General features: G+C 67.8%; 22 protein-coding genes and 1 tRNA gene. 11 read left to right on the forward strand and 12 right to left on the reverse strand.

Going from position 1 to position 22267, the window contains the following annotated elements:
• Positions 1-169: 169 nt before the first annotated feature.
• The 3 genes from LQ953_RS06235 (at position 170) to feoB (ending at position 3594) form a co-directional block, all read left to right on the forward strand.
• Positions 170-1357 carry a GGDEF domain-containing protein gene (locus tag LQ953_RS06235; protein WP_231029860.1) on the forward strand — a complete coding sequence of 396 codons (1188 nt, stop codon included), beginning with the start codon at positions 170-172 and terminating at the stop codon, positions 1355-1357.
• 103 nt (positions 1358-1460) lie between these two features.
• A complete protein-coding gene (locus LQ953_RS06240; RefSeq protein WP_231029861.1) occupies positions 1461-1733 on the forward strand; it encodes a FeoA family protein in 273 nt (90 codons plus the stop codon).
• A gap of 4 nt (positions 1734-1737) precedes the next feature.
• On the forward strand, positions 1738-3594 hold the full coding sequence (feoB, locus tag LQ953_RS06245) for a ferrous iron transporter B (RefSeq protein ID WP_231029862.1): 1857 nt from the start codon (positions 1738-1740) through the stop codon (positions 3592-3594).
• A 38-nt stretch (positions 3595-3632) separates the two neighbouring features.
• On the opposite strand, the gene LQ953_RS06250 is transcribed toward feoB, so the two are convergent.
• The gene (locus LQ953_RS06250) at positions 3633-3800 is read right to left on the reverse strand and encodes a DUF4169 family protein (protein WP_231029863.1); all 168 of its coding nucleotides are present in this window, start codon (positions 3798-3800) and stop codon (positions 3633-3635) included.
• Between the two features lie 50 nt (positions 3801-3850).
• Between LQ953_RS06250 and ssb the strand changes: the two genes are divergently transcribed.
• Both ssb and LQ953_RS06260 read left to right on the forward strand, forming a co-directional pair.
• The gene (gene ssb, locus LQ953_RS06255) at positions 3851-4411 is read left to right on the forward strand and encodes a single-stranded DNA-binding protein (protein WP_231029864.1); all 561 of its coding nucleotides are present in this window, start codon (positions 3851-3853) and stop codon (positions 4409-4411) included.
• Between the two features lie 52 nt (positions 4412-4463).
• Positions 4464-4931: a hypothetical protein gene (locus LQ953_RS06260; protein ID WP_231029865.1), complete on the forward strand. Its 468-nt coding sequence runs from the start codon at positions 4464-4466 to the stop codon at positions 4929-4931.
• Positions 4932-5026: 95 nt separating this feature from the next.
• On the opposite strand, the gene LQ953_RS06265 is transcribed toward LQ953_RS06260, so the two are convergent.
• The 3 genes from LQ953_RS06265 to metX all read right to left on the reverse strand — a co-directional run bounded on the left by LQ953_RS06265 (position 5027) and on the right by metX (position 7843).
• Positions 5027-5887: a pirin family protein gene (locus LQ953_RS06265; RefSeq protein ID WP_231029866.1), complete on the reverse strand. Its 861-nt coding sequence runs from the start codon at positions 5885-5887 to the stop codon at positions 5027-5029.
• Positions 5884-6477: a methionine biosynthesis protein MetW gene (metW, locus tag LQ953_RS06270; protein WP_231029867.1), complete on the reverse strand. Its 594-nt coding sequence runs from the start codon at positions 6475-6477 to the stop codon at positions 5884-5886. The genes LQ953_RS06265 and metW overlap by 4 nt, the downstream gene beginning before the upstream one ends.
• Before the next feature lie 247 nt (positions 6478-6724).
• Entirely contained in the window at positions 6725-7843 is a 1119-nt protein-coding gene (gene metX / locus LQ953_RS06275) for a homoserine O-acetyltransferase MetX (RefSeq protein ID WP_231029868.1), read from the reverse strand.
• Between the two features lie 79 nt (positions 7844-7922).
• Between metX and hisC the strand changes: the two genes are divergently transcribed.
• Positions 7923-9017, forward strand: a complete 1095-nt coding sequence (gene hisC / locus LQ953_RS06280) for a histidinol-phosphate transaminase (RefSeq protein ID WP_231029869.1) — start codon at positions 7923-7925, stop codon at positions 9015-9017.
• On the forward strand, positions 9017-9925 hold the full coding sequence (locus LQ953_RS06285; RefSeq protein WP_231029870.1) for a prephenate/arogenate dehydrogenase family protein: 909 nt from the start codon (positions 9017-9019) through the stop codon (positions 9923-9925). Before hisC ends, LQ953_RS06285 begins: the two co-directional genes overlap by 1 nt.
• 84 nt (positions 9926-10009) lie before the next feature.
• Here the strand turns inward: LQ953_RS06285 and LQ953_RS06290 are convergent, their stop codons facing one another.
• From LQ953_RS06290 to ftsE, 4 genes are read right to left on the reverse strand one after another with little or no spacing between them, the layout of a single operon-like run.
• The gene (locus LQ953_RS06290) at positions 10010-10738 is read right to left on the reverse strand and encodes a lysophospholipid acyltransferase family protein (protein ID WP_231029871.1); all 729 of its coding nucleotides are present in this window, start codon (positions 10736-10738) and stop codon (positions 10010-10012) included.
• Positions 10738-11271: a YdcF family protein gene (locus LQ953_RS06295; protein ID WP_231029872.1), complete on the reverse strand. Its 534-nt coding sequence runs from the start codon at positions 11269-11271 to the stop codon at positions 10738-10740. Before LQ953_RS06295 ends, LQ953_RS06290 begins: the two co-directional genes overlap by 1 nt.
• Positions 11268-12149: a cell division protein FtsX gene (locus tag LQ953_RS06300; RefSeq protein WP_231029873.1), complete on the reverse strand. Its 882-nt coding sequence runs from the start codon at positions 12147-12149 to the stop codon at positions 11268-11270. The genes LQ953_RS06295 and LQ953_RS06300 overlap by 4 nt, the downstream gene beginning before the upstream one ends.
• A complete protein-coding gene (gene ftsE, locus LQ953_RS06305) occupies positions 12149-12853 on the reverse strand; it encodes a cell division ATP-binding protein FtsE (RefSeq protein WP_231029874.1) in 705 nt (234 codons plus the stop codon). Before ftsE ends, LQ953_RS06300 begins: the two co-directional genes overlap by 1 nt.
• A gap of 178 nt (positions 12854-13031) precedes the next feature.
• On the opposite strand from ftsE, the gene LQ953_RS06310 reads away from it, so the two are divergent.
• Complete coding sequence (locus tag LQ953_RS06310) at positions 13032-13817, forward strand: MJ0042-type zinc finger domain-containing protein (RefSeq protein WP_231029875.1); 786 nt, start codon at positions 13032-13034, stop codon at positions 13815-13817.
• Here LQ953_RS06310 and LQ953_RS06315 read toward each other — a convergent pair.
• Entirely contained in the window at positions 13789-15147 is a 1359-nt protein-coding gene (locus tag LQ953_RS06315; protein ID WP_231029876.1) for an MATE family efflux transporter, read from the reverse strand. The genes LQ953_RS06310 and LQ953_RS06315 overlap by 29 nt on opposite strands.
• 124 nt (positions 15148-15271) lie before the next feature.
• Here LQ953_RS06315 and LQ953_RS06320 point away from each other — a divergent pair.
• From LQ953_RS06320 to LQ953_RS06330, 3 genes are all read left to right on the forward strand, one after another.
• Positions 15272-15358: transfer RNA gene (locus LQ953_RS06320), tRNA-Leu, on the forward strand.
• A gap of 152 nt (positions 15359-15510) precedes the next feature.
• Complete coding sequence (locus tag LQ953_RS06325) at positions 15511-18504, forward strand: TonB-dependent receptor (protein WP_231029877.1); 2994 nt, start codon at positions 15511-15513, stop codon at positions 18502-18504.
• Between the two features lie 57 nt (positions 18505-18561).
• Positions 18562-19098: an NADPH-dependent FMN reductase gene (locus tag LQ953_RS06330; RefSeq protein WP_231029878.1), complete on the forward strand. Its 537-nt coding sequence runs from the start codon at positions 18562-18564 to the stop codon at positions 19096-19098.
• A 200-nt stretch (positions 19099-19298) separates the two neighbouring features.
• Here LQ953_RS06330 and LQ953_RS06335 read toward each other — a convergent pair whose 3' ends face one another.
• Genes LQ953_RS06335 through lysA form a run of 3 tightly spaced genes read right to left on the reverse strand, consistent with a single transcriptional unit; the run spans position 19299 to position 22263 of the window.
• A complete protein-coding gene (locus tag LQ953_RS06335) occupies positions 19299-20252 on the reverse strand; it encodes a CorA family divalent cation transporter (protein WP_231029879.1) in 954 nt (317 codons plus the stop codon).
• The gene (locus tag LQ953_RS06340) at positions 20249-21007 is read right to left on the reverse strand and encodes a precorrin-2 dehydrogenase/sirohydrochlorin ferrochelatase family protein (protein ID WP_231029880.1); all 759 of its coding nucleotides are present in this window, start codon (positions 21005-21007) and stop codon (positions 20249-20251) included. Before LQ953_RS06340 ends, LQ953_RS06335 begins: the two co-directional genes overlap by 4 nt.
• Positions 21004-22263, reverse strand: a complete 1260-nt coding sequence (gene lysA / locus LQ953_RS06345) for a diaminopimelate decarboxylase (RefSeq protein WP_231029881.1) — start codon at positions 22261-22263, stop codon at positions 21004-21006. Before lysA ends, LQ953_RS06340 begins: the two co-directional genes overlap by 4 nt.
• Positions 22264-22267 lie beyond the last annotated feature (4 nt).

Raw genomic sequence — 22267 nt, forward strand, 5'->3', positions numbered from 1 at the left:
GCGCAGAGGGTCATAGTTGCGCATCTTTTGCGCAACACCCGCCGAAACATCGTGGACACGCTCCGGCAACGGGCACAGCGACAACCAACCCTTTACCATTTCGGCCCTAGCGGGGGGCAGCCGCTACTGGCGATCCGATCGGGGGGTCGGCAACATGTTCAGAACTACCATGTCGTTCAGCGCACCGCGCGCGGGAGCGACGCTTTGGCTTACCGATCCCGGCCTTTCCGTCTCGGACGACATCAGGGCCGCGTTGCTGCGCACGCTGTTCGGCACGCTGCCGATCTTTGCCGGCGGCGTCCTCAACACCGTGGCCGTGGCGGCTTTGGTGTCGTTCCGCCATCCAGGATCGCTGTTCCAGCTCTGGCTGTGGGCGGAGCTCCTGTTGTGCGTCGTGCGCTTGGTCGTGCTGATGCACAGCCTGAAGGCCGCTCGGGCGGGCCGAAAGACCGCGACGGACCTGTATCTGTGGCTCGCCGTGCTGTGGGCGGGCAGCGTCGGCTATGGCTGCTTCATCACGATCTGCAGTGGGGACTGGGTCGCCAGTACGCTGGCCTGCCTTTCGGCGGCGGCGATGGTGGGCGGCATCTGCTTCCGCAACTTCGGCGCGCCGCGCCTCGTGGCAGTGATGATCGGCCTCAGCCTTGGCCCCTGCGTCATCGCCAGCCTGATATCGGGCGAGTTCATCCTGCTGGTCGTCGCGGCGCAGATCCCGTTCTACCTGATCGCCATGACCAAGGCGTCGTACCGCCTGAACCAGATCCTGATCACCACCATGCAGGCGGAGCGCGATAACGACCGCCGGGCCCGTCACGACAGCCTCACCGGGCTCACCAACCGCGTGGGCCTGGGGAAAGCGTTCGACCAGCAACGCGCGGCGGGGCGCCCCTTCGGCCTGCTCTATCTCGATCTCGACGGATTCAAGGCAATCAACGACACGCTCGGCCATGCGGCCGGTGACCGCCTTCTGGTCGAAGTCGCGGATCGGCTCCGCTCGGCAGCGGAGCGCGACGGTGTCCTTTCGCGCATCGGCGGCGATGAGTTCGTCATGCTCGTGCCGGCAAGCGACGCGCAGGCCGCTCAGTTCGCGGCCGGCGTGATCGCCACCGCCATCGCGCAGCGCCCCTTCGTCATCGGCGGCGAAAGCGTCAGCCTGGCTGGCAGCATCGGCGTGACGTTCGACGCCTACTGCACCAAGCCGCTCGAGCAGTTGATGCGTGAGGCCGACACGGCGCTGTACCAGGCAAAAGCCGCCGGCGGCGGTGTCCGCTTCGGCGCGGCACGGCCTGCGCCGGAGCGTCGCGCAGACATGGCCGGTGCCGCCATTCCCGCACGCGCCCTCACCCTCGCCGTCTAGGCTTCCTGCCTGGACGCGGCGGCTGGGCTCCCCGACCTGCGATCCGCACGCCCCTTCACAAAAGTCTAGCCTTCCCCCGCACTTATTGATAATCACTCGCAGCATGAACATGGCCGCAGCGATTCCCGTGCCAGTGCGCCTCGCCCAGCTTCCCCGGATGAAGCCCGGCACCGTGTCTGATGTCGATTGGAGCCATCTTTCCGAGCCCGAGGCGCGCCGTCTGCGCGAACTGGGACTCGACGAAGGCGTCGAAGTCGAACTGCTCCACCGCGCCGGCCTGTTCGGCGGCCCCGTCGCCTGCCGCATCGGCCGCATGACGGTGGCACTGCGCCGTCACGTCGCCGCCGCGATCCACGTTTCGCCGAGCGCCGGCTGATCGCATGAACCCCGCACCATTGGTGGCGCTGGTCGGCAACCCCAATGCCGGCAAGAGCGCGCTGTTCAACGCGTTGACGGGCGCGCGGCAAAAGGTCGGTAATTATCCCGGCGTCACCGTGGAGCGGCATTCGGGCCGCATGGCGCTGCCCGATGGCCGCCCGGTCGAGCTGATCGACCTTCCCGGCACGTACAGCCTCGATCCTTCCAGCCCCGACGAGCAGGTCACCCGCGACGTGCTGTTCGGCAAGCAGGCTGGCGAGCGGGTGCCCGACGCGATCGTCACCGTGGTCGATGCCTCCAACCTCGACAATCACCTCCGCTTCACGCTCCAGCTGATCGCGCTGGGCCTGCCGATCGTGGTCGCGCTCAACATGGTCGACCTGGCCGAGCGTGACGGACTGAAGCTCGATCCCGAAAAGCTCGAGCGCGAACTCGGCGTGCCCGTCGTCCCCACCGTGGCGGTGCGCCGCCGCGGCCTCGACGCGCTCAAGGACCGCATCGGCGACCTGGCCCGCGCCGCGGGCAAGGCGCGCCCGAACCCCGCCATCGAACACGACATGGTCGTGCTCCAGCGCCGCGCGCGTCAGATCGCCGCGGCCGTCACTGTGTCCGAAACCGCCGCGCGCCGCTGGACTCACCGGCTCGACGCCGTCGCGCTCCACCCCGTCTCCGGTCCGATTCTGCTGCTCGGCCTGCTGTTCGTGATGTTCCAGGCGGTGTTCGCCTGGTCCGAAGCGCCGATCGGCTGGATCGAAAGCGGCATGGCATGGCTCGGCGGCCTGGTCGGTGACGCCCTGCCAGAGGGGCTGTTCCGCTCGATGCTGGTCGATGGCGTGATCGCCGGCGTCGGCGCGGTGATCGTCTTCCTGCCGCAGATCCTGATCCTGTTCGGCTTCATCCTGGTGCTCGAAGCCACTGGCTACATGGTCCGCGCGGCGTTCCTGATGGACCGGCTGATGGCGGGGGTGGGGCTTTCGGGCCGCGCCTTCATCCCGCTGCTGTCCTCCTTCGCCTGTGCCGTTCCCGGCATCATGGCGACGCGCACCATCTCGGATGAGAAGGACCGGCTCACCACCATCCTGATCGCCCCGATGATGACCTGTTCGGCGCGACTTCCGGTCTACACCATCATCATCGGCGCGCTGATTCCCGATCGTGCGATCGGCCCGGGCATCGGCCTTCAGGGCGTGGTGTTGTTCGCCCTCTACATCCTGGGCATCGCCGGGGCGTTCGTCGCCGCGCTGGTGCTCCGCCGCACCGTGACCAAGGGGGCGACCAGCGGCTTCATGATGGAAATGCCCAAATACCAGCTGCCGCGCCTGCGCGACATCGGCCTGGGGCTCTGGCAGCGCGCGGAAAGCTTCCTGAAACGCGCCGGCACCATCATCCTCCTGACCACCATCGTGCTGTGGGCGCTGCTCAGCTTCCCCAAGCCGCCCGAGGGGTCGAACATTTCCCCGGTCAACTATTCGGTCGCCGGCCGCATCGGCAACGCGCTCGAGACGGTGGTCGCACCGATCGGCTTCAACCGCGACATGGCGCTGGCGCTCATCCCCGCCATGGCGGCGCGCGAAGTCGCGGTCGCGGCGATCGGCACGGTCTATGCGATCGACAATCCCGACGATGCCGCAGGCGAAGAAAGCCTGCGCGAAAGCCTCCAGACGCATTGGAGCCTGCCGAGCGCACTCGCTTTCCTGATGTGGTTCGTCTTCGCCCCCCAATGCATTTCCACTATCGCAGTGACGCGGCGCGAGACGAATGGCTGGAAATGGCCGGCCTTTATGATCGGCTATCTCTTTGGAATCGCCTACATTTCTGCCGGCCTGACCTATTGGACCGCCGTGGGGCTGGGCCTCTAAGTTCTTGATTTCGCTACGTGGACAGGCGAAATCCACGTCTACAAGATAGTGTCCAACCCCCGCTCGGCCCTGTTCCGCTCGGCCGCCTCCTTCTGCTTCTCGGCCTTGCTCCGGCCGAACTTCGCGCGGTTCTCTTCGGCCTGCTGCTGCTTATCCACACGCGCCTTTGCCTTGCGCGCGCGGTTGAGGTTGATGATCTCTGCCACTGCGAGTACGCCTTTCGTTCTCAGTTTACAGAATCCTCAGCGGAGTTTCCATGGCGGGCAGCGTCAACAAAGTGATCCTGGTCGGCAATCTCGGGCGCGACCCCGAAAGCCGCAGCTTCCAGAACGGCGGCAAGGTGGTCGAACTGCGCATCGCCACGTCCGAGTCCTGGAAGGACCGCAATTCGGGCGAGCGCAAGGAAAAGACCGAATGGCACACGGTGAAGGTCTTCAACGAAGGCCTTGCCAACGTGGCCGAGCGTTATCTGCGCAAGGGCTCCAAGGTCTATATCGAAGGCGCGCTGACCACCCGTAAGTGGCAGGACCCGCAGGGCAACGACCGCTACTCGACCGAAGTCGTGTTGCAGGGCTTCAACAGCGTCCTCACCATGCTCGATGGTCCGGGCGATCGCCAGGGCGGCGGCGGCGGTGGCCGCAGCAGCGGTCCCAGCGACGACTGGGGCGGCGGCGATGACTTCGGCGGCGGCAGCGCACCGGCCCGTGGCGGCGCGGGCGGCGGCAACTTCAACAGTGGCGGCCAGCGCAGCGGCGGCGGCGGCAGCAACTTCGGCGGCGGCTTCCCCGACGATCTGGACGACGACGTTCCGTTCTGATGAACCCCTAAGGCTCGCGCTCGTTGGTCCTCCTCCAACGGGAGGATCGACGATGCGCTACGGCCTGATGGGACTGTTATTGCTACTCGCGGCGTGCGGCGAGGAAGGGGACGGCACCGGCAACGCCACCGTCGCGACCACCAACGATCCCACTGCGCAGAATGTCGTAGCGGCCGCCGCCGAAGGCACCCCTGCGGCGGTGACCGCGGCGATCGATTGCAACAACAAGCCGACATTCGTGCCGATCTATCGCGAGGCACAGATCACCACCTGCGTCTCCGGCCCCGACGGCCAGCCGCGCCATGTCAGCGGCTCGATCGTCTATACCACTCACACTAGTCCGACCGATGTGCTCGCCTGGTCGCTCGACCAGGCCAAGGGGGCGGGTCTGACCGACGCGTCGGTCTATGGCGACAAGCTCACCACCGGCGTGCACCAGGGGCGCAAGCTGATGATCCTGTCCGAACCCTATCAGGGCGCTACGCGGGTCACGGTAAACTGGAGTGGACCGGTCCAATAAATCAACCCGAGTTCCCCGGCGAAGGCCGGGGCCCAGTTGCGGTAAAGTCGAGAAGGCCGGCTGCCGCCCCGACTTTCGCCGGGGAACGGTAAGGTTCAGCCCTTCACGATCTCCGCCGACCCAAACATCCCCGCCTGGTAATCGGCAAAGGCCTGGCGGATCTCCTCCACCGAATTCATCACGAATGGCCCATGCGACACGATCGGCTCATCGATCGGCTCGGCATGGCCGAACAGGAGCAGCGCCGGCTCCGAAGCACTGAGCGTCACCCGCTCGCCCTGTTCCAGTTCGGCCAGCGTGAACTGCGGCACCCGCACGCCCCCAACATCGAACCCGCCGCGCACGCCATACAGGAACACGTCGCGCCCGCTTAAGCCCTCAAAGGTCACGCTGCCGCCAGCCTCCAGCGCCACCCAGGTCATGAACACGCCGGTCAGCGACTCCACCGGCCCAGTCTGGCCGCCCCAATCGCCGGACACCAGGTGCACCGTCGCGCCATCGGCGGCGATCGCGGGAATCGCATCCGCCTGCACCCCGACATAGCGCGGGCTGCACATCTTCAGCCGCGCGGGCAGGTTCACCCACAGCTGCAATATCTCCAGCTGCCCGCCGACGCGCTTGAAGTCCTCGGGCGAGATCTCGGCATGGACCAGCCCGCGTCCCGCAGTCATCCACTGCACACCGCCCTCGCGGATGATGCTTTCGTGCCCGCCCGAATCGGTATGCGCCAGTTCGCCTTCGAGGATGAACGTCACCGTCTCGAACCCGCGATGCGGGTGGGGCCCAAAGGGCAAGCCGCGATTGTTCGGGGGATAGACCTGCGGCCCATGGTGGTTGAGGAACAGAAACGCGCCGACATGCTCCACCGTTGGCCCGGGCACCGGGCGGCGGGTAACGAGGTCGCCGATATCGTCGCGCCGCGCCTGGTGCAGCCGCAGGATGGTCCGTTCGCTCACACCGCTCTCCTCAACAGGAACACCGCATGTTCGGCGAACAGGTTCGCCATCGCCGATCCGGTGCGCTGGTCACCCGAGAGGAACCAGCAACCCTCGACCACGATCCCGCGGCCATTCACGAATGCGCGGAAATCGTCGACCGTGACATGGTGGATATTGGGCGTGGCATACCACTCGATCGGCAGCAGCCGCGTGACCGGCATGCGTCCGCCCAGCAGCAGCGATGCCCGGACCCGCCAATGCGCGAAATTGGGAAAGGACACGAACGCCCGCCGTCCGATCCGCAGCAGTTGGTCCAGCACCCAATCGGGCCGCCGCGTGGTCTGCAACGTCTGGCTGAGGATCGCATAGTCGAAGCTGTTGTCGGGATAGTCGGCCAGATCTACATCGGCATCGCCCTGGATGACCGACAGCCCGCGCCCCATCGCGGCGGCGACATCGGAGGGGTCTAGCTCCAACCCCCGCGCATCGCAGCCATGCCGGTCCCGCAGCGCCGCCATCAGCGCGCCATCGCCGCAACCGACATCCAGCACCCGGCTGCGTGGCTGCACATTGGCGGCGATGATGGAAAGGTCGGGGCGCAGGGTCATTGCTGTGCTTCTTTTGGTTCACGCCAAGGCGCGGAGGCGCGGAGAAGAAGAGGTTCGCGCAGAGGCGCAGAGGCGCGGAGAAGGGCAGTCGCCGCGATAGCGGCAGGAAGCTCCCCCCGCATGTCGCTACAGCACGCGCTTGGTTGGTCTCCCGCTCTCAGCCGCCGGGCAAACTCTCTGCGCCTCTGCGCCTCTGCGCGAACCTCTAACCTTCTCTTCGTGCCTTCGCGCCTTCGCGTGCCGATCATCATCGTGCCCCGGCGCCCAAGAACCCAGAGATCACCCGATCCAGCTCCGGGCTTTCCAATAGGAAGGCGTCGTGCCCAAATGGCGAAGACAGTTCCACGAAGCTCGCCGGCGCGCCCGCGGCGTTCAGCGCATGCACGATCGTCCGCGACTCGCTGGTCGGGTACAGCCAGTCGGTGTCGAAGCTCACTAGGCAAAAGCGCGTGTCGCCGCGAAAGGCATTGGCCAGCACCCCGCCATGCTCCTCGGCCAAATCGAAATAATCGAGCGCCCGGGTGATGTAGAGATACGAGTTCGCGTCGAACCGGTCGACAAAGCTCAACCCCTGATGCCGCAGATAGCTTTCCACCTGGAAATCCGCGTCGAACCCAAAGGTCTTGGCCTCACGCGCCTGCAGCCGCCGCCCGAACTTCGCGGTCAGCCCCGCTTCCGACAAATAGGTGATGTGCGCGGCCATCCGCGCCACGGCCAGCCCCGAAGCCGGCGGATCGTTGTCGGCGTAATAATCCCCGCCGCGCCAGCGATGATCGGCCATGATCGCCTGTCGCCCGACTTCGTGAAAGGCGATGTTCTGCGCCGAATGCCGCGCCGCGCTGGCGATCACCACCGCCGCCGCCACGCGCTCGGGAAAGGTCGCCGCCCAGCTGAGCGCCTGCATGCCACCCATCGATCCGCCCACCACCGCAAACAGCTTAGCGACGCCGAGATGATCGAGCAGCATCGCCTGCGCCCGCACCATGTCGCTGATGGTGATCACCGGAAACGCCATTGCCCAGGGCTTGCCCGTCGCCGGATTGATGCTGGCCGGCCCCGACGAGCCGAGACAGCTGCCCAGCACATTGGCGCACACCACGAAATAGCGGTCGGTGTCGATCGGCTTGCCCGGTCCCACCATTCGCGTCCACCAGCCAGGCTTGCCGGTCATCGGGTGGTTGGAGGCCAAGTGATGGTCCCCGGTCAGCGCATGGCACACCAGAATCGCGTTGCCACCGTCGGCGGCAAGCGTGCCATAGGTCTCATACGCGATGTCGACCGGCGACAGCAGCACGCCGCCATCCAGCCGGAGCGGCCCCGGCAGCGTAACCGAGCGGCTGAGGCCGAAACGGGCATCCTCTGACATTCCCTTGCGTTACGCAGGGGAGGCCCCGGGTTCAAGCTGCGCTTGCCAAGCCCTTGTCCTTGGGCCAATCCGCGGCCCCATGAACGCTCCCGTCGCCAAGCCCTGGGTCATGGACATCGCCCCCTATATCCCGGGGCGCGCCACCACCGATGACGGCCGCAAGGTCGCCAAGCTCTCCTCCAACGAGAATCCGTTCGGCACGCCCGAAGTCGCGCGCCGCGCCTATGCCATGGCCGCCGCGGAGCTCGAGCGTTATCCCGACGCCAGCGCAGCCGATCTGCGCGGCGCAATCAGCGCGCACTACGGGATCGAGGCCGACCGCATCGTCTATGGCACCGGCTCGGACGAAGTGCTGCACCTGGCCGCCGGATCGTTCGCAGGCCTGGGCGATGAGATCATCTATGTCCGCTACGGCTTTGCGGTCTACGACATCGCTGCCCGCCGCGTCGGCGCCACGCCCGTGGTCGCGCCCGACAAGGATTACGCGACCGATGTCGACGCCATTCTTGCGGCAGTGACCGACAAGACCCGCGTCGTCTTCGTGGCAAACCCGAACAACCCTACCGGCACCTACACGTCGCGCGAAGAGATCGCTCGCCTCCACGCCGGGCTCCCGGCCCATGTCCTGCTGGTGCTCGACCAGGCTTATACCGAGTATCTCGATCCCGAGGACGACGATGGCGGCCTCGAACTCGCCCGCACGCAGACCAACGTGCTGGTCACCCGAACCTTTTCTAAGATCTTCGGCCTGGCGTCCGAGCGGGTCGGCTGGGGCTATGGCCATCCCGACCTGATCGCGGCGATGCACCGTATCCGCGCGCCCTTCGCCTTCGGCATCGGCGCCGGCCGCGCCGCAATTGCCGCACTCGGCGACTCGGCCTTCATCGAGCGCAGCCGCAGCCACAACAAGCAGTGGCGCGGCTGGTTCGCGCAGCAGGTCGACGCGATGGGCAACAAGGGCCTGCGCGCCGTCCCGTCCAAGGCGAACTTCCAGCTCGTCCTGTTCGAAGGGGATGTGACCGCCGAGCAGGCGTACAAGGCGTTGATGGAGGCCGGCTACATCGTCCGCTGGCTGCCGGGCCAGGGCCTCGCCCATGGCCTGCGAATCACCATCGGCACCGAGCAGGAGATGCGCGGCGTGGTCGAGGCGCTGCGCACGCTGGTCGGCGCCTGATGCTCCCCTTCGCGCGCGTGAGCGTGATCGGGCTCGGCCTGATCGGCTCGTCCATCACGCGCGCGGTGCGGCAGCACATGCCGAGCGTCCGCCTGACCGGCCATGACGCCGATCCGCAGGTGCGCGAAACCGCGCTCCGGCTTCAGTTGTGCGACGACGTTGCCGACACACCCGGCGCGGCGGTGATCGACGCCGATCTCGTCATCCTGTGCGTGCCGGTCGGCGCGATGGGACAGGTGGCCGGCGAGATCGCCGACGATTTGCCCGCCGACGCGGTGCTGAGCGATGTCGGCTCGTCCAAGGAAAGCGTCCTCGCCGCGGTGCGTGAGGCAGCCCCGCATGCGCTGTTCGTCCCTGCCCACCCGGTCGCGGGTACCGAGAATAGCGGCCCCGAAGCCGGCTTCGCGACGCTGTTCCAGCATCGCTGGTGCATCGTCACCCCGCCCGAGGGCGCCGATGCCCTCGCCACCGAACGCGTCTGCGAATTTTGGCGCCGCCTGGGCGCTATGGTCGAGACCATGGAGCCCGCGCATCACGACCGCGTGCTCGCGGTCACCAGCCACCTGCCGCACCTGATCGCCTATACCATCGTCGGCACCGCGTCGGACCTCGAGGAAGTCACCGCCTCGGAAGTGATCAAGTACAGCGCCGGCGGCTTCCGCGACTTCACCCGCATCGCCGCGTCGGACCCGACCATGTGGCGCGACGTGTTCCTGTCTAACCGCGAAGCCGTGCTCGACATGCTCCAGCGCTTCACCGAGGACCTGACCAGCCTCCAGCGCGCGATCCGCTGGGGCAAAGGCGACGAGCTGTTCGACCTGTTCACCCGCACCCGCGCCGTCCGCCGCTCGATCATCGACCAGGGCCAGGACGACGCCCGCCCCGACTTTGGCCGCTCGCACGACTAGCTTGAGGTCCTCCCCCGGAGGGGGAGGTGGCGCGCGAAGCGCGACGGAGGGGTACTCTCCACGAGCGATGCCGCTTGGGGCGAACTACCCCTCCACCGCGCAAGCACGGTCCCCCTCCCCCTCCGGGGGAGGATTGTTGAGATAATTCATTTCCGCATGCACCCGCGCCTCGATCTGCTCGCGCGGCAGCCCGGCCGGGATGGCCTCTCCGAAACGGAACGTCACTACGCCGGAATGCATCGGCCCGACCTTCGGCCACACCCGCGCCGAATCCAGCGCGATCGGCACCAGCGGCAGCCCGACCGCACGGTACAGCCCGGCAAGCCCGGCCTGGAGCGGCGGCGCGTCGCCGATCGCGCCACGCGTGCCTTCGGGAAAGATCACCACCGGCCGCCCCGCCGCACCCGCGGCCTTGGCTTCGCGCATCATCTGCCGCAGCGCGGACGCCGATCCGCTGCGGTCGATCACGATGATGCCATAGCGCCGCGCCGCCCAACCCCAAAACGGGATGCGGGCATATTCCTGGCGCATCACCACCGCCGGCGCGTCCAGCAGGCGCACCAGTTCAAAGGTTTCGTAGAAGCTCTGGTGCTTGGCTGCATACAGCGCCGCACCCGGCAGCGGCTGTCCGTCGAAACGCGTGTGGATGCCCATCAGGGTGCGCGCGCACCAGCCATGATAGCGCGTCCAACCCACCACCCAGCTGCGGAAGAACCGCTCCCCGAACCAGGCGGCCACCGGCGCGAGCAGCACGATCGGCACCGAACCGCCAAAGAACGCGGTCTTGAAGATCAGTTCGCGAAGCCGCTCCATCAGCTCGCGCCCAGCCACAAGGCGATGCGGCGCACCAAATATTTGTTGTATTCCCGGATCAACACGCGCCAGCCCGTGACACTGCGCACGCCGTCGCCGACGATCTCCACCCGGCTGCCTAGCGCGTGCGCCAGTTCCATCCGCGCGCGCGGCATGTGCCAGTCGGTCGTCACCAGCCGCACCGACTTGAAGTCGTGGCGCTTCGCCCAGGCGGCGGTCTCCTCGGCGTTGGATCGCGTGTCCACAGCCTGCCAGCCCAGATCGATGCAACAGGAAAACAGCTTGCGGTCGATCTTGTACTCGACGGCGAATTCCACCGGCCGCACATCGACATCCACGCCGCTCACCAGCATCCGCTCAGCGTCGCGGTCGCGCAGCACCTTCAAGCCGCGGTCGATGCGCCCCGGCCCGCCGGTCACCACCACGATCGCATCGGTCTTGCGATCATCGAGCGGCCGTCCGAGCGACAGCATGAACATGCCAAACCCCGCAGCCCAGGCAACGGCCAGCAACAGGAGCGTGCGCCAGATCATAGCGTCCGCCCAAGCGTACGCAGCACCGCCACGCGTGCCGCCACGGTCGCCAACAGGGCAAAGAGCACCGGCAGCAGCAGCAGGATCAGCCAGTCGCGCGCCCCCAGCGATACGCCCGCCAGCACTTCGGAACCGACCGAAGCCATGCGCAGCTGCAGGAACCACACCAGGCCCAGCGCAAGCACGGCGCCGCCCAGACCGCCGGTCAGCGTATCGAAGGCGATCCGCCGCTGGAACAGGCGGGCGATCTGGACATCGGTGGAGCCGAGCATGTGGAGCACATCGATGGTGTCCCGATGCGTGTCCAGCCCCGAACGCGTGGCGAGCAGCACTACCGCGGCCGTCGCCGTCGCGATCAGCAGCATCAGCCCCACCGCCAGCCAGCTCATCGTCACCATGAAGCCGCGCACGGGCGACAGCCATTGCGCGTGCCGGTCGACCCGCGCGCCGGGCGCGATGCGGCGCGCCGCCTGCTCCACGCCACCGGCGTCGTTGCCCGCCAGTTCGACGTCGATCATCGCCGGCATCGGCAGCTCAGGGTCGAGGCCGGTATCGCCCAGCCAGGGCCGCAACAGCTCGGCCAGCCGCGCGCGGTCGACTTCCGCCGCCCGGACCACACCCGGCGTCTGACGAAGCGCGCGCAGCAGCGCGGCGGCCTGGCGATCGCGCGCCTGCGCGTCGGGTTCGACGATCTGCACGGTCAGACGCCCGGTCAGCTGGCGGTCCATTTGCGCGGTGGCGGCGAACATGCCCAGGCCCAGCGCGCCGGCCAGCACGGTGAGGAACAGCATGATCGCCATGATCCAGGTCATGACGCGCGTGCGCCGCCCCGCGTCCAGCAGGCCACGGTCGCCGGTGCCGGGTCCGTATTCCACCATCAGACAGGCATCGGCGGCGGGTTGCGCAGTGCGCCGGTGGGGTCGTTCAGCTGTCCCTTTTCGATCCGCATCATGTGCGCGGCGGGAATGCGGTTGATCAGGTGGAAGTCGTGGGTCGCCACCACCACCGTGGTGCCCAGCCGGTTCAGCGATTCAAACAGGTGCAGCAGCCGCTCGGCCATTGCCGGATCGACGTTACCCGTCGGCTCGTCGGCAACCAGGATCTCAGGGCGGCCGATCACGGCGCGCGCAATGGCGATGCGCTGCTGCTCGCCACCCGACAGCGTCGGCGGCTTGGCACGGCTGCGCTCGGTCAGCCCGACCCAGGCGAGCATCTCGCGCACCGGCGCCTCGACATCGCTTTCGGGCACGCCGGCGACGCGCAGTGGCAGCGCGATGTTGTCATAGGCCGACAGATGCGGGACGAGCCGGAAGTCCTGGAACACCACGCCGATGCGGCGGCGAAAGCCGGGCAGCCGCGCGCGGGGCAGGGCGCCGGCATCCTCGCCGAACAGCCGCACCACGCCGCGCGACGGGCGCTGGGCGAGGTAAAGCAGCTTGAGCAGCGATGTCTTGCCCGCGCCCGACGCGCCGGTGAGGAAATAAAACGCGCCGCTTTTTAGCGTGAAGCTGACGTCCGAGAGCGTCTCTGGCCCGCTGCCATAGCGCAGCCCGACATTCTCGAATTGGACGATATTGGCCATGGGGTCGGCCGCCGGCTCCCTACTGTGCGTGGCGCAGCCATTGCACGTCCGCCCCATGTGCTCAAGCGGACCGCCCCGAATCGCACGGGGCCACGCGGCGCGGACTCTTGTGACGCCGATTCGAACGGGGTAGGTTCGCTGCGCCGGCCAGTGGGCAAGCCGGTGCTTGAGACGTTTCATGATCCTCGAATGCAGCCAGTGCCGGACACGGTACCTCGTTCCCGATCACGCCGTCGGCGCCGAGGGGCGCACGGTGCGGTGCGCCAATTGCAAGCACAGCTGGTTTCAGGCCCCTGCGGTTGCCGACTTCGCCCAGCGCGAGCTGCCGGTGGAGCCGGTGCAGCCTGCACCCACACCCGTTCCCACCCCCCCAGCACCGGAACCCGCGCCCGTGCCGCGCGCCACCGAACCCGTGCTGCCCCGCACCCGTCCTGTCGAACCGGCTGCGGCGGCGCGCAGGTTCGAGGATCCGCTCGCCGATGCGGGTCCTGAATATGATCCTTTCGCGCCGCGCCCGCCCTTCCGCCCGCGCAAGAACCCGGCACGCAAATGGACTGCGGCCGCGATCGTCGCGGGCGTGTCGATGCTGCTCGGCCTCGCCGCGATCCTGTATTCCGGCGCCCCCGGCATCGCCGCGCAGCTGGGCCTCGGCATCGGTGGCCCGGTCGAAACCCCGCTGCTGTTCACAGACAAGAGCGTCGAGCTTAAGACCATGCCCAATGGCAGCGAGGCGCTGGTCGTCTCGGGCAAGATCCGCAATCCTACCGGCGACCGGCAACAGGTGCCCGATGTGCGCGTGGAGCTGCGCAACGCGTCGGACGATCTGGTCTATAGCTGGCGGATCACCCCGGAAAACCGTCAGCTCGCGCCCAATGGCCAGCTCGATTTCACTGGCGCCAAGGTCGACGTGCCGGCCAACGCCAAGGTCGTGCAGCTCAGCTTTGCAAGCGAGATCGGCGGCTGATCCAGGCGAAGCGGCTCCCATTGAGCAACGCCGCTGCGACCATGCCGATGCCCGAGGCGAGCACCAGCCCGGTCGGCCCATAGCCGCTGCGCACCAGCCACAGCCCCGTGCCGCCCGTCACCACGAAAAAGGCGAGGATGCCGTTCACCCCCGCCGCGACCTGGTCGCCCAGCGAGCGTAGCGCATAGACGAACACCACCTGCACCCCGTCGAACAGGATGAACGGCGCCCAGATCGCCAGCATCGCCATGGAGAGCGCGTGCACCCCCGCTCCGGCCGGGAACAGCTGGATGAATGGCCCCGGCATCACCACCAGCACCAGCGCGAGCAGCCCGGTCGCGAGCGCCGCCAGCACCGCGGCGATCACCGTGCGCCCCGCCGCTGCCGCTGGCACACCCTCACCAACTGCATTGCCGACCCGCACCCCCGCCGCCGATCCCAGCCCCAACGCCACGGCAAAGGTGACGTTGTGGATCGAGAACACGATCTGAAACGCATGCGCCTGCACGTCCCCCAGTTGGGTCGACAGCGCGATCAGGATCGCGAAGCCCACCAGCTCTAACCCTGACGCCACCGCCGGCACCACCCCGAACCCCAGCAGCCGCACCGCCCCCGCGAACGTCGCCGCGCTGGCAAAGTCGGACAGGTCCTTCACGCCGCGGGGCTCGGCCCGCGGCAATGTCCAGGCCGCCACAACCATCCCCACCGCGCCCAGCGCCGAGGCGATCGCCGTCGCCCCCGCAGCACCCACCGCACCTAAGGCCGGCAAGCCGAAATGCCCACCCGACATCGCCCAGGCGAGCAGCGCGTTGATCGGCAGGATCGCCAGATTGACCACCGTCACTCGCCTCGGCCGGCTCACCCCTTCCAGGAAGAAGCTCGCGGCGATGATCACCAGCTGGAACGGGTAGGCCAGCGCCATCACCCGCACCACCGCCGCGGCGGCGGGCGCGGTTTCCCGGGCCACGCCGATCCCGCGCAGCATCGGCCCGGGAAAGGCGAACAGGATCGCGCCGCTCACCAGCCCCAGCAGCACCGCCAGCGCCAACCCCTGGTGCAACACGCGTCCCGTCTCGCGCAGGTCGCCCGCGCCGTCTGCTCGCGACACATGCACCAGGATCCCGGTCAGCGCCCCCAGTCCCATGACGATGCCGGGAAAGGTGATCGCCCGGCTCGCTCCCAGCGCTGCGGCCTCGTGCGCGCCGGTCAGCCCCACCACCGCCACGTCGGTGACGTGGAGGACCGTCCAGTTGAGGCTGGTCAGCATCACCGGCCATGCCAGCGCCAGGATGCGGCGCGTTTCGGCGCGAAGGGCAGGGGTCAGCAGCATCGCCGCTGGCTTAGGGGGCCATGCGGATCGAGGAAAGTGCACAAACCCCGCTTGCCATGCCCCGGACCGCCTGCTAGGGGCCGCTGCCTTACCAGCCGTCGGGGTCTCCGACGGAGTTTCACGTGCGGTCGTGGCGGAACTGGTAGACGCGCAACGTTGAGGTCGTTGTGGCCGAAAGGCCGTGGAAGTTCGAGTCTTCTCGACCGCACCAGAAACCAAAAGCGGCGCCCTTCGGGGCGCCGTTCTTTTTTCAGCCCATTCTTTTCCTGGCCTGGCACAATTCTGCGACAACTCGCTTGTAGCCGGCGAACCAGAGGCGGACCCGGTGTTTGCGGCCCGCAGGTAAGATTCGGAGTATGTGCGATGCGTAAGTGGGGATGCGCGGTGGCGGGCCTGATGGTCGGCGCGATGCCGGCGCTCGCGCAGGCACAGGAACAGCCGACGACGACGGCTCCCGCCGACGCCCCGGCCCACCCAGCCGACAAAGCGGGTCCCGCCGTGGACGAGCCGGTGGACGAATCCATTGAGGAAGTGGTGGTCACCGGCACGGTGCGCGGCGCGGTGCCCGGCGACATCAAGCCCGAGGAGCAGCTCGGGCCCTCCGAGATCCGCGCCTATGGCGCTTCCAGCGTGTCCGAACTGATCACGCAGCTTTCGGCCCAGCTCGGCACCGGTCAGGGCCGCGGCGGCGAACGCCCGGTAGTGCTGCTCAGCGGCCGCCGCTCCAGCTTCAGCGAAGTACGCGACATCCCGCCCGAGGCGCTCGAGCGTGTCGACATCCTGCCCGAGGAAGTCGCGCTCAAATATGGCTACACCGCCACGCAAAAGGTCATCAACTTTGTGCTGCGTCCGCGCTTCGCCGCGCTCGCGACCGAGATCGAGGGCCGGATGCCCACCGCTGGCGGCAATGCCGGTGGCCGTGGCGAGGCGAAGGTCGATGTGATCCGCCGCGACGAACGCATCAACCTCACCGTCCAGTACGACCAGTCCTCGGGCATCCTCGAAAGCGAGCGGGGCGTGTCGCGCTCGGACGGCTCGCTCTACGATCTGCGCGGCAACATCACCGCACTTGGCGGCGGCGAGATTGATCCGGCGCTGAGCGCGCTCGCTGGCGGCGCGGTCAGCATCGTGGGTGTGCCCGATGCCGCGGCGGGCGGGCCGCTGGGGCTTGGCGCCTTCGCGGCTGGTGCCAACCGCGCCAATGTCACCGATCTCACCGACGTCCGCACGCTGGTGAACCCCCAGAAGAACCTGTCGATTGGCGGCGTGTACAGCCGGCCCTTGACGGACAAGATCCGTGCCAGCGCCAATTTCCGCGTCGACGGCACCGAAAGCAGCGCGCTGCTCGGCCTGCCCAGCTATGCGCTGCGCCTTCCCGCCGGCAGCCCCTATTCGCCCTTTGGCCAGGACGTGCAGCTGCTGCGCTATTATGATGGCGGCGCTCCGCTCACCCGCGCCAGCAGCTCGCGCGCGTATCATGGCGAAGTGACGGTCAACGGCGATGGCACGCCCTGGGCGAACAGCTGGCGCTGGTCGCTGAACGCGCTCTACGATGTGTCCACCAACGATGCGACCACTGACCGCGGCATCGATCCAACCGGCCTTCAAGCGCTGCTCGACGCGCGGTCGCCCGGCGTCAATCCGTTCGGCCCGCTCGTGCCGTCGCTGTTCACATCGCGTCTCGATGACACCAGCCATTCGCGCAACGGCGATGCGCGCATCGATCTGCTCACCAATGGCGCCTTGTTCAAGCTCCCGGCTGGCGACGTCAATGCCAGCATCCGCGTCAGCGGCCGCTTCCAGGACCTGTCGAGCGAATCCTTCCGCAACGGTGTGGCCCGCACCGCCGATATTTCGCGCGACACCGGCAGCATCCGCGCCAATCTCGACCTGCCGATTTCCAGCCGCCGCCGCGAAGTGCTCTCCGCGATCGGCGACCTGTCGCTCAACGCCAATTTCGAGGCCGAGGAGCTTTCCGATTTCGGCCGCCTGACCAGCACCGGCTATGGCTTCAACTGGTCGCCCATCGAGCCAGTACGCGCGATCGTCAGCTGGACGCGGGACAGCAATGCGCCCAGCCCCGGTAATCTCGGCGATCCGCTGTTGGTCACGCCCAATGTCCGCGTGTTCGATTATGTGCGCGGCCAGAGCGTGGAGGTTTCTTCCATCACCGGCGGCAACCCGCTGCTGTCCGCCGACACGCGCCGCGTCTTCAAGCTGGGCCTCAATGTCCGTCCCTTGAAGGAAACCAATCTCAACCTGATCGCCAACTACACCAACCAGCGTTATCGCAACACGACCGGCAGCCTTCCCGGCGCCACCGCTGAAGTCGAGGCAGCGTTTCCGGACCGCTTCGTACGAGACCTGGACGGGCGCCTGACCAGCATCGATCTGCGCCCGATCAACTTCGCGCGCTATGATCGCAAGGAATTGCGCTGGGGCTTCAATCTGTTTCTGCCGATCGCTTCACCGGCGCAGAAGCGCCAGCAGGCGCGCTTCGCGCAAGTGCGCACCGCGATGCAGGAGGCGCGCCGCACCGGCCAGCCCTTGCCGCCCGAACTGACTGCGCAGGTCGAACAGTTCCGCAAGCTGGGGCAGCAGCCAAGCCTGTTCGGCAGCAACCAGCGCGGCGCAGGCCGGAACCGGGGCGAGGGCGGGCAGGGGCCGAACCAGCCCCAGGCTGAGGCTACGCCGCCCACAGCCGCAGGCGCGGCGCCTGTTCCGGGCGGCGCCACGCCCCCGGCACAGGCGGAGGGGCAGGGCCCCGACGCGGCGGCAGCGGCGCGGCCGCGCGGCGGCCCGGGTGGCTTTGGTGGCCGTGGCGGCTTTGGCGGCGGGCGTGGCGGTCCGGGCGGCCGAGGCGGCGGCAATGTCGTGCAGTTCAGCCTCTATCACACCTGGGTGTTCCAGGATGAGCGGCTGATCCGCGAAGGCCTTCCCGTGCTCGACTATCTGAACGGCGCGGCGTCCAGCAATCTGTCGGGCGGCACGCCTGCGCACAGCATCCAGTTCCAGAGCGGTGTTCAGCGCGACGGGTTGCGCCTGCGGCTGGAGGGCAATTGGGAGAGCGGAAGCCAAGTGGCGACCGGCACGCTCGGCAGCGGGGACACGCTCAACTTCGGCAGCCTGACGCGATTCAACCTGGTGGCCCAGGCCGATCTCGGCCAGCAGGTCGATCTGTTGCTCAAGCACCCCTGGCTGCGCGGCACCCGCGTCAGCCTGCGCGTCGACAATCTGTTCGACGCGCGCCGCCGCGTCACCGACGAAGCGGGCGTCGTCCCCAACGCCTATCAGCCCAACCTGCTCGATCCTACCGGCCGCACGGTGCGGCTGACGCTGCGCAAGCTGTTCTTCTGACCCGCGCAGGCCCTGCGGCGCTGGCGTGCCGCAGGGCTTTGGGTTAGCGGAGGCAGCATGAGTCAGCCTCACATCGTCGCGCTTGGCGGCACGCTTCGCACCGAATCGACGACCGGCCGGCTGCTCGCTGCGACGCTTGCCGCGGCGCAAGCACGCGGCGCGCGCACGACGCTGCTGACCGGGGATGCCATCGCCTTCCCGCACTACGAACCGGGCATGGGCGCGGGCAATCCCGTCATTGCCCAGTATCTTGAGGCGTTGCGCACCGCCGACGCGGTAATCGTCGGCTCACCGGGCTATCACGGCACGCTGTCCGGGCTGGTGAAGACTGCGCTCGATTATGTCGAAGAACTGCGTACGGACGACCGCGTCTATTTCGACGGCCTGCCCGTCGGCCTGATCGCCACCGCCGGCGGCTGGCAGGCAGCCGTCTCGACGCTCCACGCCCTGCGCACGATCATCCACTCGCTGCGCGGCTGGCCAACCCCGCTTGGCCTGGCGATCAACACCAGCGAACCCGGCGACGCCATCGCCCGCTCGGCAGCCCCCATCGACACCATGGTCGCCCAGATCTTCGGCTTCCTCAACCGCTGAGCCAAGCCCGCCCAGTTCCCCGGCGAAGGCCGGGGCCCAGCTGCAACGCGTCACGATCAGCCGCACCCCACCCCCCCGTCATCCCGGCCTTGAGCCGGGATCCCGCTTCTTCTTCTGAGGGCCGGCAAGAAAGGCAGCGGGACCCCGGCTCAAGGCCGGGGTGACGAGGGTGCTATAGGCAGGACTTCCGCATCAACCCCTCAAGTCTCAAACCAATGCCGCCGCAGGAAATAAGCGGCGATCCCCACCGCCATCACCACGCACACCGCAACCACGCCCCAGAACGCCCAAGGCGCATGCGCGAAGGGAATGCCCTCGACGTTCATGCCCAACAGCCCGGTCAGAAACGTCAGCGGCAAAAACACCATCGCCACCACTGCGATCAACAGTGAGCGTTGGTCGATCTGTTCCGCGCGCAGGTCAGTGAGTGATTCGTGCATCAGCGCCGCACGCTCGCGGATGCTCTCCAGTTCTTCGGCCATGCGCGCCGCGCGGTCGGCGGCGGCGTTCAGGTGCAGCCGGTCGTCGTCGCGCAGCCACTCGACGGGCAGCGTGGCCAGTCGCTCCAGCGCGGCACGCTGCGGATTGATGAAGCGGCGATAGCCGATCGCTTGCGTGCGCGCCTTATTCACGCTGCGGCGCAAATCGAACACCTGCCTGCTGGCGATCTGCTCCTCGCATTCGTCCAGCGAGTCGCCCAGATCGGCGACCACTGGGTCGAGTTCCTCGGTGATCGCCTGGGCGATCGCGGCGATCAGGTCGCCCGGGTCCAGGATCTCGCCGGCCTCGACCTGCTTGCGCACTGGATCAAGGGCATTGAGCGGCTTGCGGGTGACCGAGAATACATGACCGCCCTGCGCATAGATGCGGATCGATGCGAGCGGGTCGGAACTGGCGAGCGCCTCGGAAGACAGGCCGCGCAGGTTGATCACCGCGCCATCGCCCACCGCATCGCAGCGCGGCCGCGTTTCCGCGGCGGTCAGCGCTTCCAGCACGATCGAACCTAGCTGCGCTTCGCCGCCCAGCCACGCCTTGGCGCGCTCGTCATTGGTGGTCAGGTGCGTCCAGCTGAGGTCGGCCTGGTCGTGCAGCGCCTCGCGCAGCGTCGTTTTGCGCGTCTTGCCGTCATGGACGACATAGGCAAAGCCGCTCACCGCGCCATCTCCAGATCCACCGATATGCCCTCGCCCGGCTCGGCAGGCGGTGCCGGACATGCGATGCGAATCGCGTCGGCGCGGGCACGCTCTACTATCGCCGCAGGCACGTCGGGCCGGTGGAACACCCGGTCCGCCCGTGCCAGAAACCGCGCCTGCCGTAACGTCAGATCATCGGGATCGCCCGATTGAAGCCGGAAGCGCACCAGCGAACTAGAGGGGGTTTCCCCCTCCGCCAGCCACTTGTCGACCGCCTCTACGTCACACTCTACCATCGGGTCGAGCGGCCCGCCAAACGCCTCGGCCAATGCCCTGCGCCGCACGCCGCCATCGGGCCACCGCGCCCGCATCTTGCCCCGCGCGGCGTGCAACGCTTCGGCCAATCGCCCGAGCCCTGCGGGCAGCAACAGCTCCAGCCGCTGCCGCAACGCCGCGGCCAATCCCGCCGAAACCCCAGCAGTCCCGATCGCCACCAGCACTGGCGACCGGTCGACGATCGCCGGCACCGTGAAGTCGCAAAGCTCCGGCCGATCGACCGTGTTCACCAGCACGCCCCGCGCCCGAAGCGCCGCCACTGTCGCCTCGGGTTCGTCCAAGGCGACAACCGCCAGGCTCGCCTGATCCTCAAGTCCGACGATCGCCGCACCGGCCCGCTCCAGCAGCCGCCGCTTGGCGTCGGCGGCTTCGCCTTCGCCGACCAGGATCACCGGCCGCCCCGCCAGTTTCACGAACAAGGCCAGGGCGGGCAGTGTCACTTCAGCCAGTCCGGCACATGTTCCTCGGCCATGATCGTCTCGGCGGAGATCCGTCCCGCGACCACGGCATAGGTGTCGCCCGACACCAGCACCTCGGGCACCAGCGGCCGGCTGTTATAGGTGCTCGCCATCGTCGCCCCATAAGCTCCGGCGCTGCGCAGCACCGCCAAGTCGCCGGTCTTCACCACGTCAATCTCGCGCCCCTTGGCGAAGACGTCGCTCGATTCGCACACCGGCCCGGCGACATTAGCGACCATCGTCTCGCCGCTCGGCTTGACCGCCACGAAATCGTGATAGGCGTCATACAGCGCCACACGGGCAAGATCGTTCATGGCCGCGTCGACAATAACGTATGGATGCGTGACGCCTGGCTTCACCCACAGCACCTGCGTCAGCAGCACGCCGGCATTGGCCGCAATTACCCGGCCCGGCTCGAACATCAGCTCGACACCCCAGTCCCGTGTCACCCGCGCGACCATCTCGCCGAATTCGGCGGGCGAGGGCGGATTGTCGCTCGGTCGGTACGGCACGCCCAGACCGCCGCCCAGATCGACATGAGTGATGGTGTGACCCGCCGCGCGCAATTCGGCGACCAGTTCGCCTACGCGGGTATAGGCCCGCTCGAGCGGCTCCAAGCTCTGCAATTGGCTGCCGATATGCACCGCCACCCCGCGCAGGTTCAGCCCCGGCAGTGGCGCGAGCCGGTCAAAGATCGCCCGAGCCTCGCTGATCGGCAGGCCGAACTTGTTCTCGGCGCGTCCGGTCGAGATCTTCTCATGCGTGCCTGCATCGACGTCAGGATTGACCCGCAGCGTAGCCGGCGCCCGTAAACCTCGCGCCACCGCCAGTTCGGAGAGCACTACGCCCTCTTCCTCCAGCTCCAGGTTGAACTGGCCGATCCCCGCCTTCAGCCCTTGGTCGAGCTCGGCACGGCTCTTGCCTACGCCCGAGAACACGATGTCCCCCGCCGGCATGCCCGCCGCCAGGGCGCGTGCCAGCTCGCCCCCCGACACCACATCGGCGCCGAAGCCTTCATTGGCGAGCAACCGCAGCACCGCCAGGTTGGGGTTGGCCTTGATCGCAAAAGCAACACGCGCCCGCGGAATGCCAGCCAGACCCTCGCGGAACGCGCGTGCGTGCCTCTGGAAGGTGGCAGTAGAATAGACGTAGACCGGCGTGCCGACTTCGGCGGCAATGCGCGACAGCGGCACGTTCTCGGCGTAAAGTTCGCCGTCGATCAGTTCGAAATGGTCCATCGGA

Source organism: Sphingomonas sp. IC-56 (assembly GCF_021043375.1).
Lineage (GTDB): Bacteria > Pseudomonadota > Alphaproteobacteria > Sphingomonadales > Sphingomonadaceae > Sphingomonas.

Coding starts and splice junctions, on each gene's coding strand:
- LQ953_RS06235 (WP_231029860.1), top strand. CDS start 170: ATGTCGTTCAGCGCACCGCGCGCGGGAGCGACGCTTTGGCTTACCGAT.
- LQ953_RS06240 (WP_231029861.1), top strand. CDS start 1,461: ATGAACATGGCCGCAGCGATTCCCGTGCCAGTGCGCCTCGCCCAGCTT.
- feoB (WP_231029862.1), top strand. CDS start 1,738: ATGAACCCCGCACCATTGGTGGCGCTGGTCGGCAACCCCAATGCCGGC.
- ssb (WP_231029864.1), top strand. CDS start 3,851: ATGGCGGGCAGCGTCAACAAAGTGATCCTGGTCGGCAATCTCGGGCGC.
- LQ953_RS06260 (WP_231029865.1), top strand. CDS start 4,464: ATGCGCTACGGCCTGATGGGACTGTTATTGCTACTCGCGGCGTGCGGC.
- metW (WP_231029867.1), bottom strand. CDS start 6,477: ATGACCCTGCGCCCCGACCTTTCCATCATCGCCGCCAATGTGCAGCCA.
- metX (WP_231029868.1), bottom strand. CDS start 7,843: ATGTCAGAGGATGCCCGTTTCGGCCTCAGCCGCTCGGTTACGCTGCCG.
- hisC (WP_231029869.1), top strand. CDS start 7,923: ATGAACGCTCCCGTCGCCAAGCCCTGGGTCATGGACATCGCCCCCTAT.
- LQ953_RS06285 (WP_231029870.1), top strand. CDS start 9,017: ATGCTCCCCTTCGCGCGCGTGAGCGTGATCGGGCTCGGCCTGATCGGC.
- LQ953_RS06290 (WP_231029871.1), bottom strand. CDS start 10,738: ATGGAGCGGCTTCGCGAACTGATCTTCAAGACCGCGTTCTTTGGCGGT.
- LQ953_RS06295 (WP_231029872.1), bottom strand. CDS start 11,271: ATGATCTGGCGCACGCTCCTGTTGCTGGCCGTTGCCTGGGCTGCGGGG.
- LQ953_RS06300 (WP_231029873.1), bottom strand. CDS start 12,149: ATGGTGGAATACGGACCCGGCACCGGCGACCGTGGCCTGCTGGACGCG.
- ftsE (WP_231029874.1), bottom strand. CDS start 12,853: ATGGCCAATATCGTCCAATTCGAGAATGTCGGGCTGCGCTATGGCAGC.
- LQ953_RS06310 (WP_231029875.1), top strand. CDS start 13,032: ATGATCCTCGAATGCAGCCAGTGCCGGACACGGTACCTCGTTCCCGAT.
- LQ953_RS06315 (WP_231029876.1), bottom strand. CDS start 15,147: ATGCTGCTGACCCCTGCCCTTCGCGCCGAAACGCGCCGCATCCTGGCG.
- LQ953_RS06325 (WP_231029877.1), top strand. CDS start 15,511: ATGCGTAAGTGGGGATGCGCGGTGGCGGGCCTGATGGTCGGCGCGATG.
- LQ953_RS06330 (WP_231029878.1), top strand. CDS start 18,562: ATGAGTCAGCCTCACATCGTCGCGCTTGGCGGCACGCTTCGCACCGAA.
- lysA (WP_231029881.1), bottom strand. CDS start 22,263: ATGGACCATTTCGAACTGATCGACGGCGAACTTTACGCCGAGAACGTG.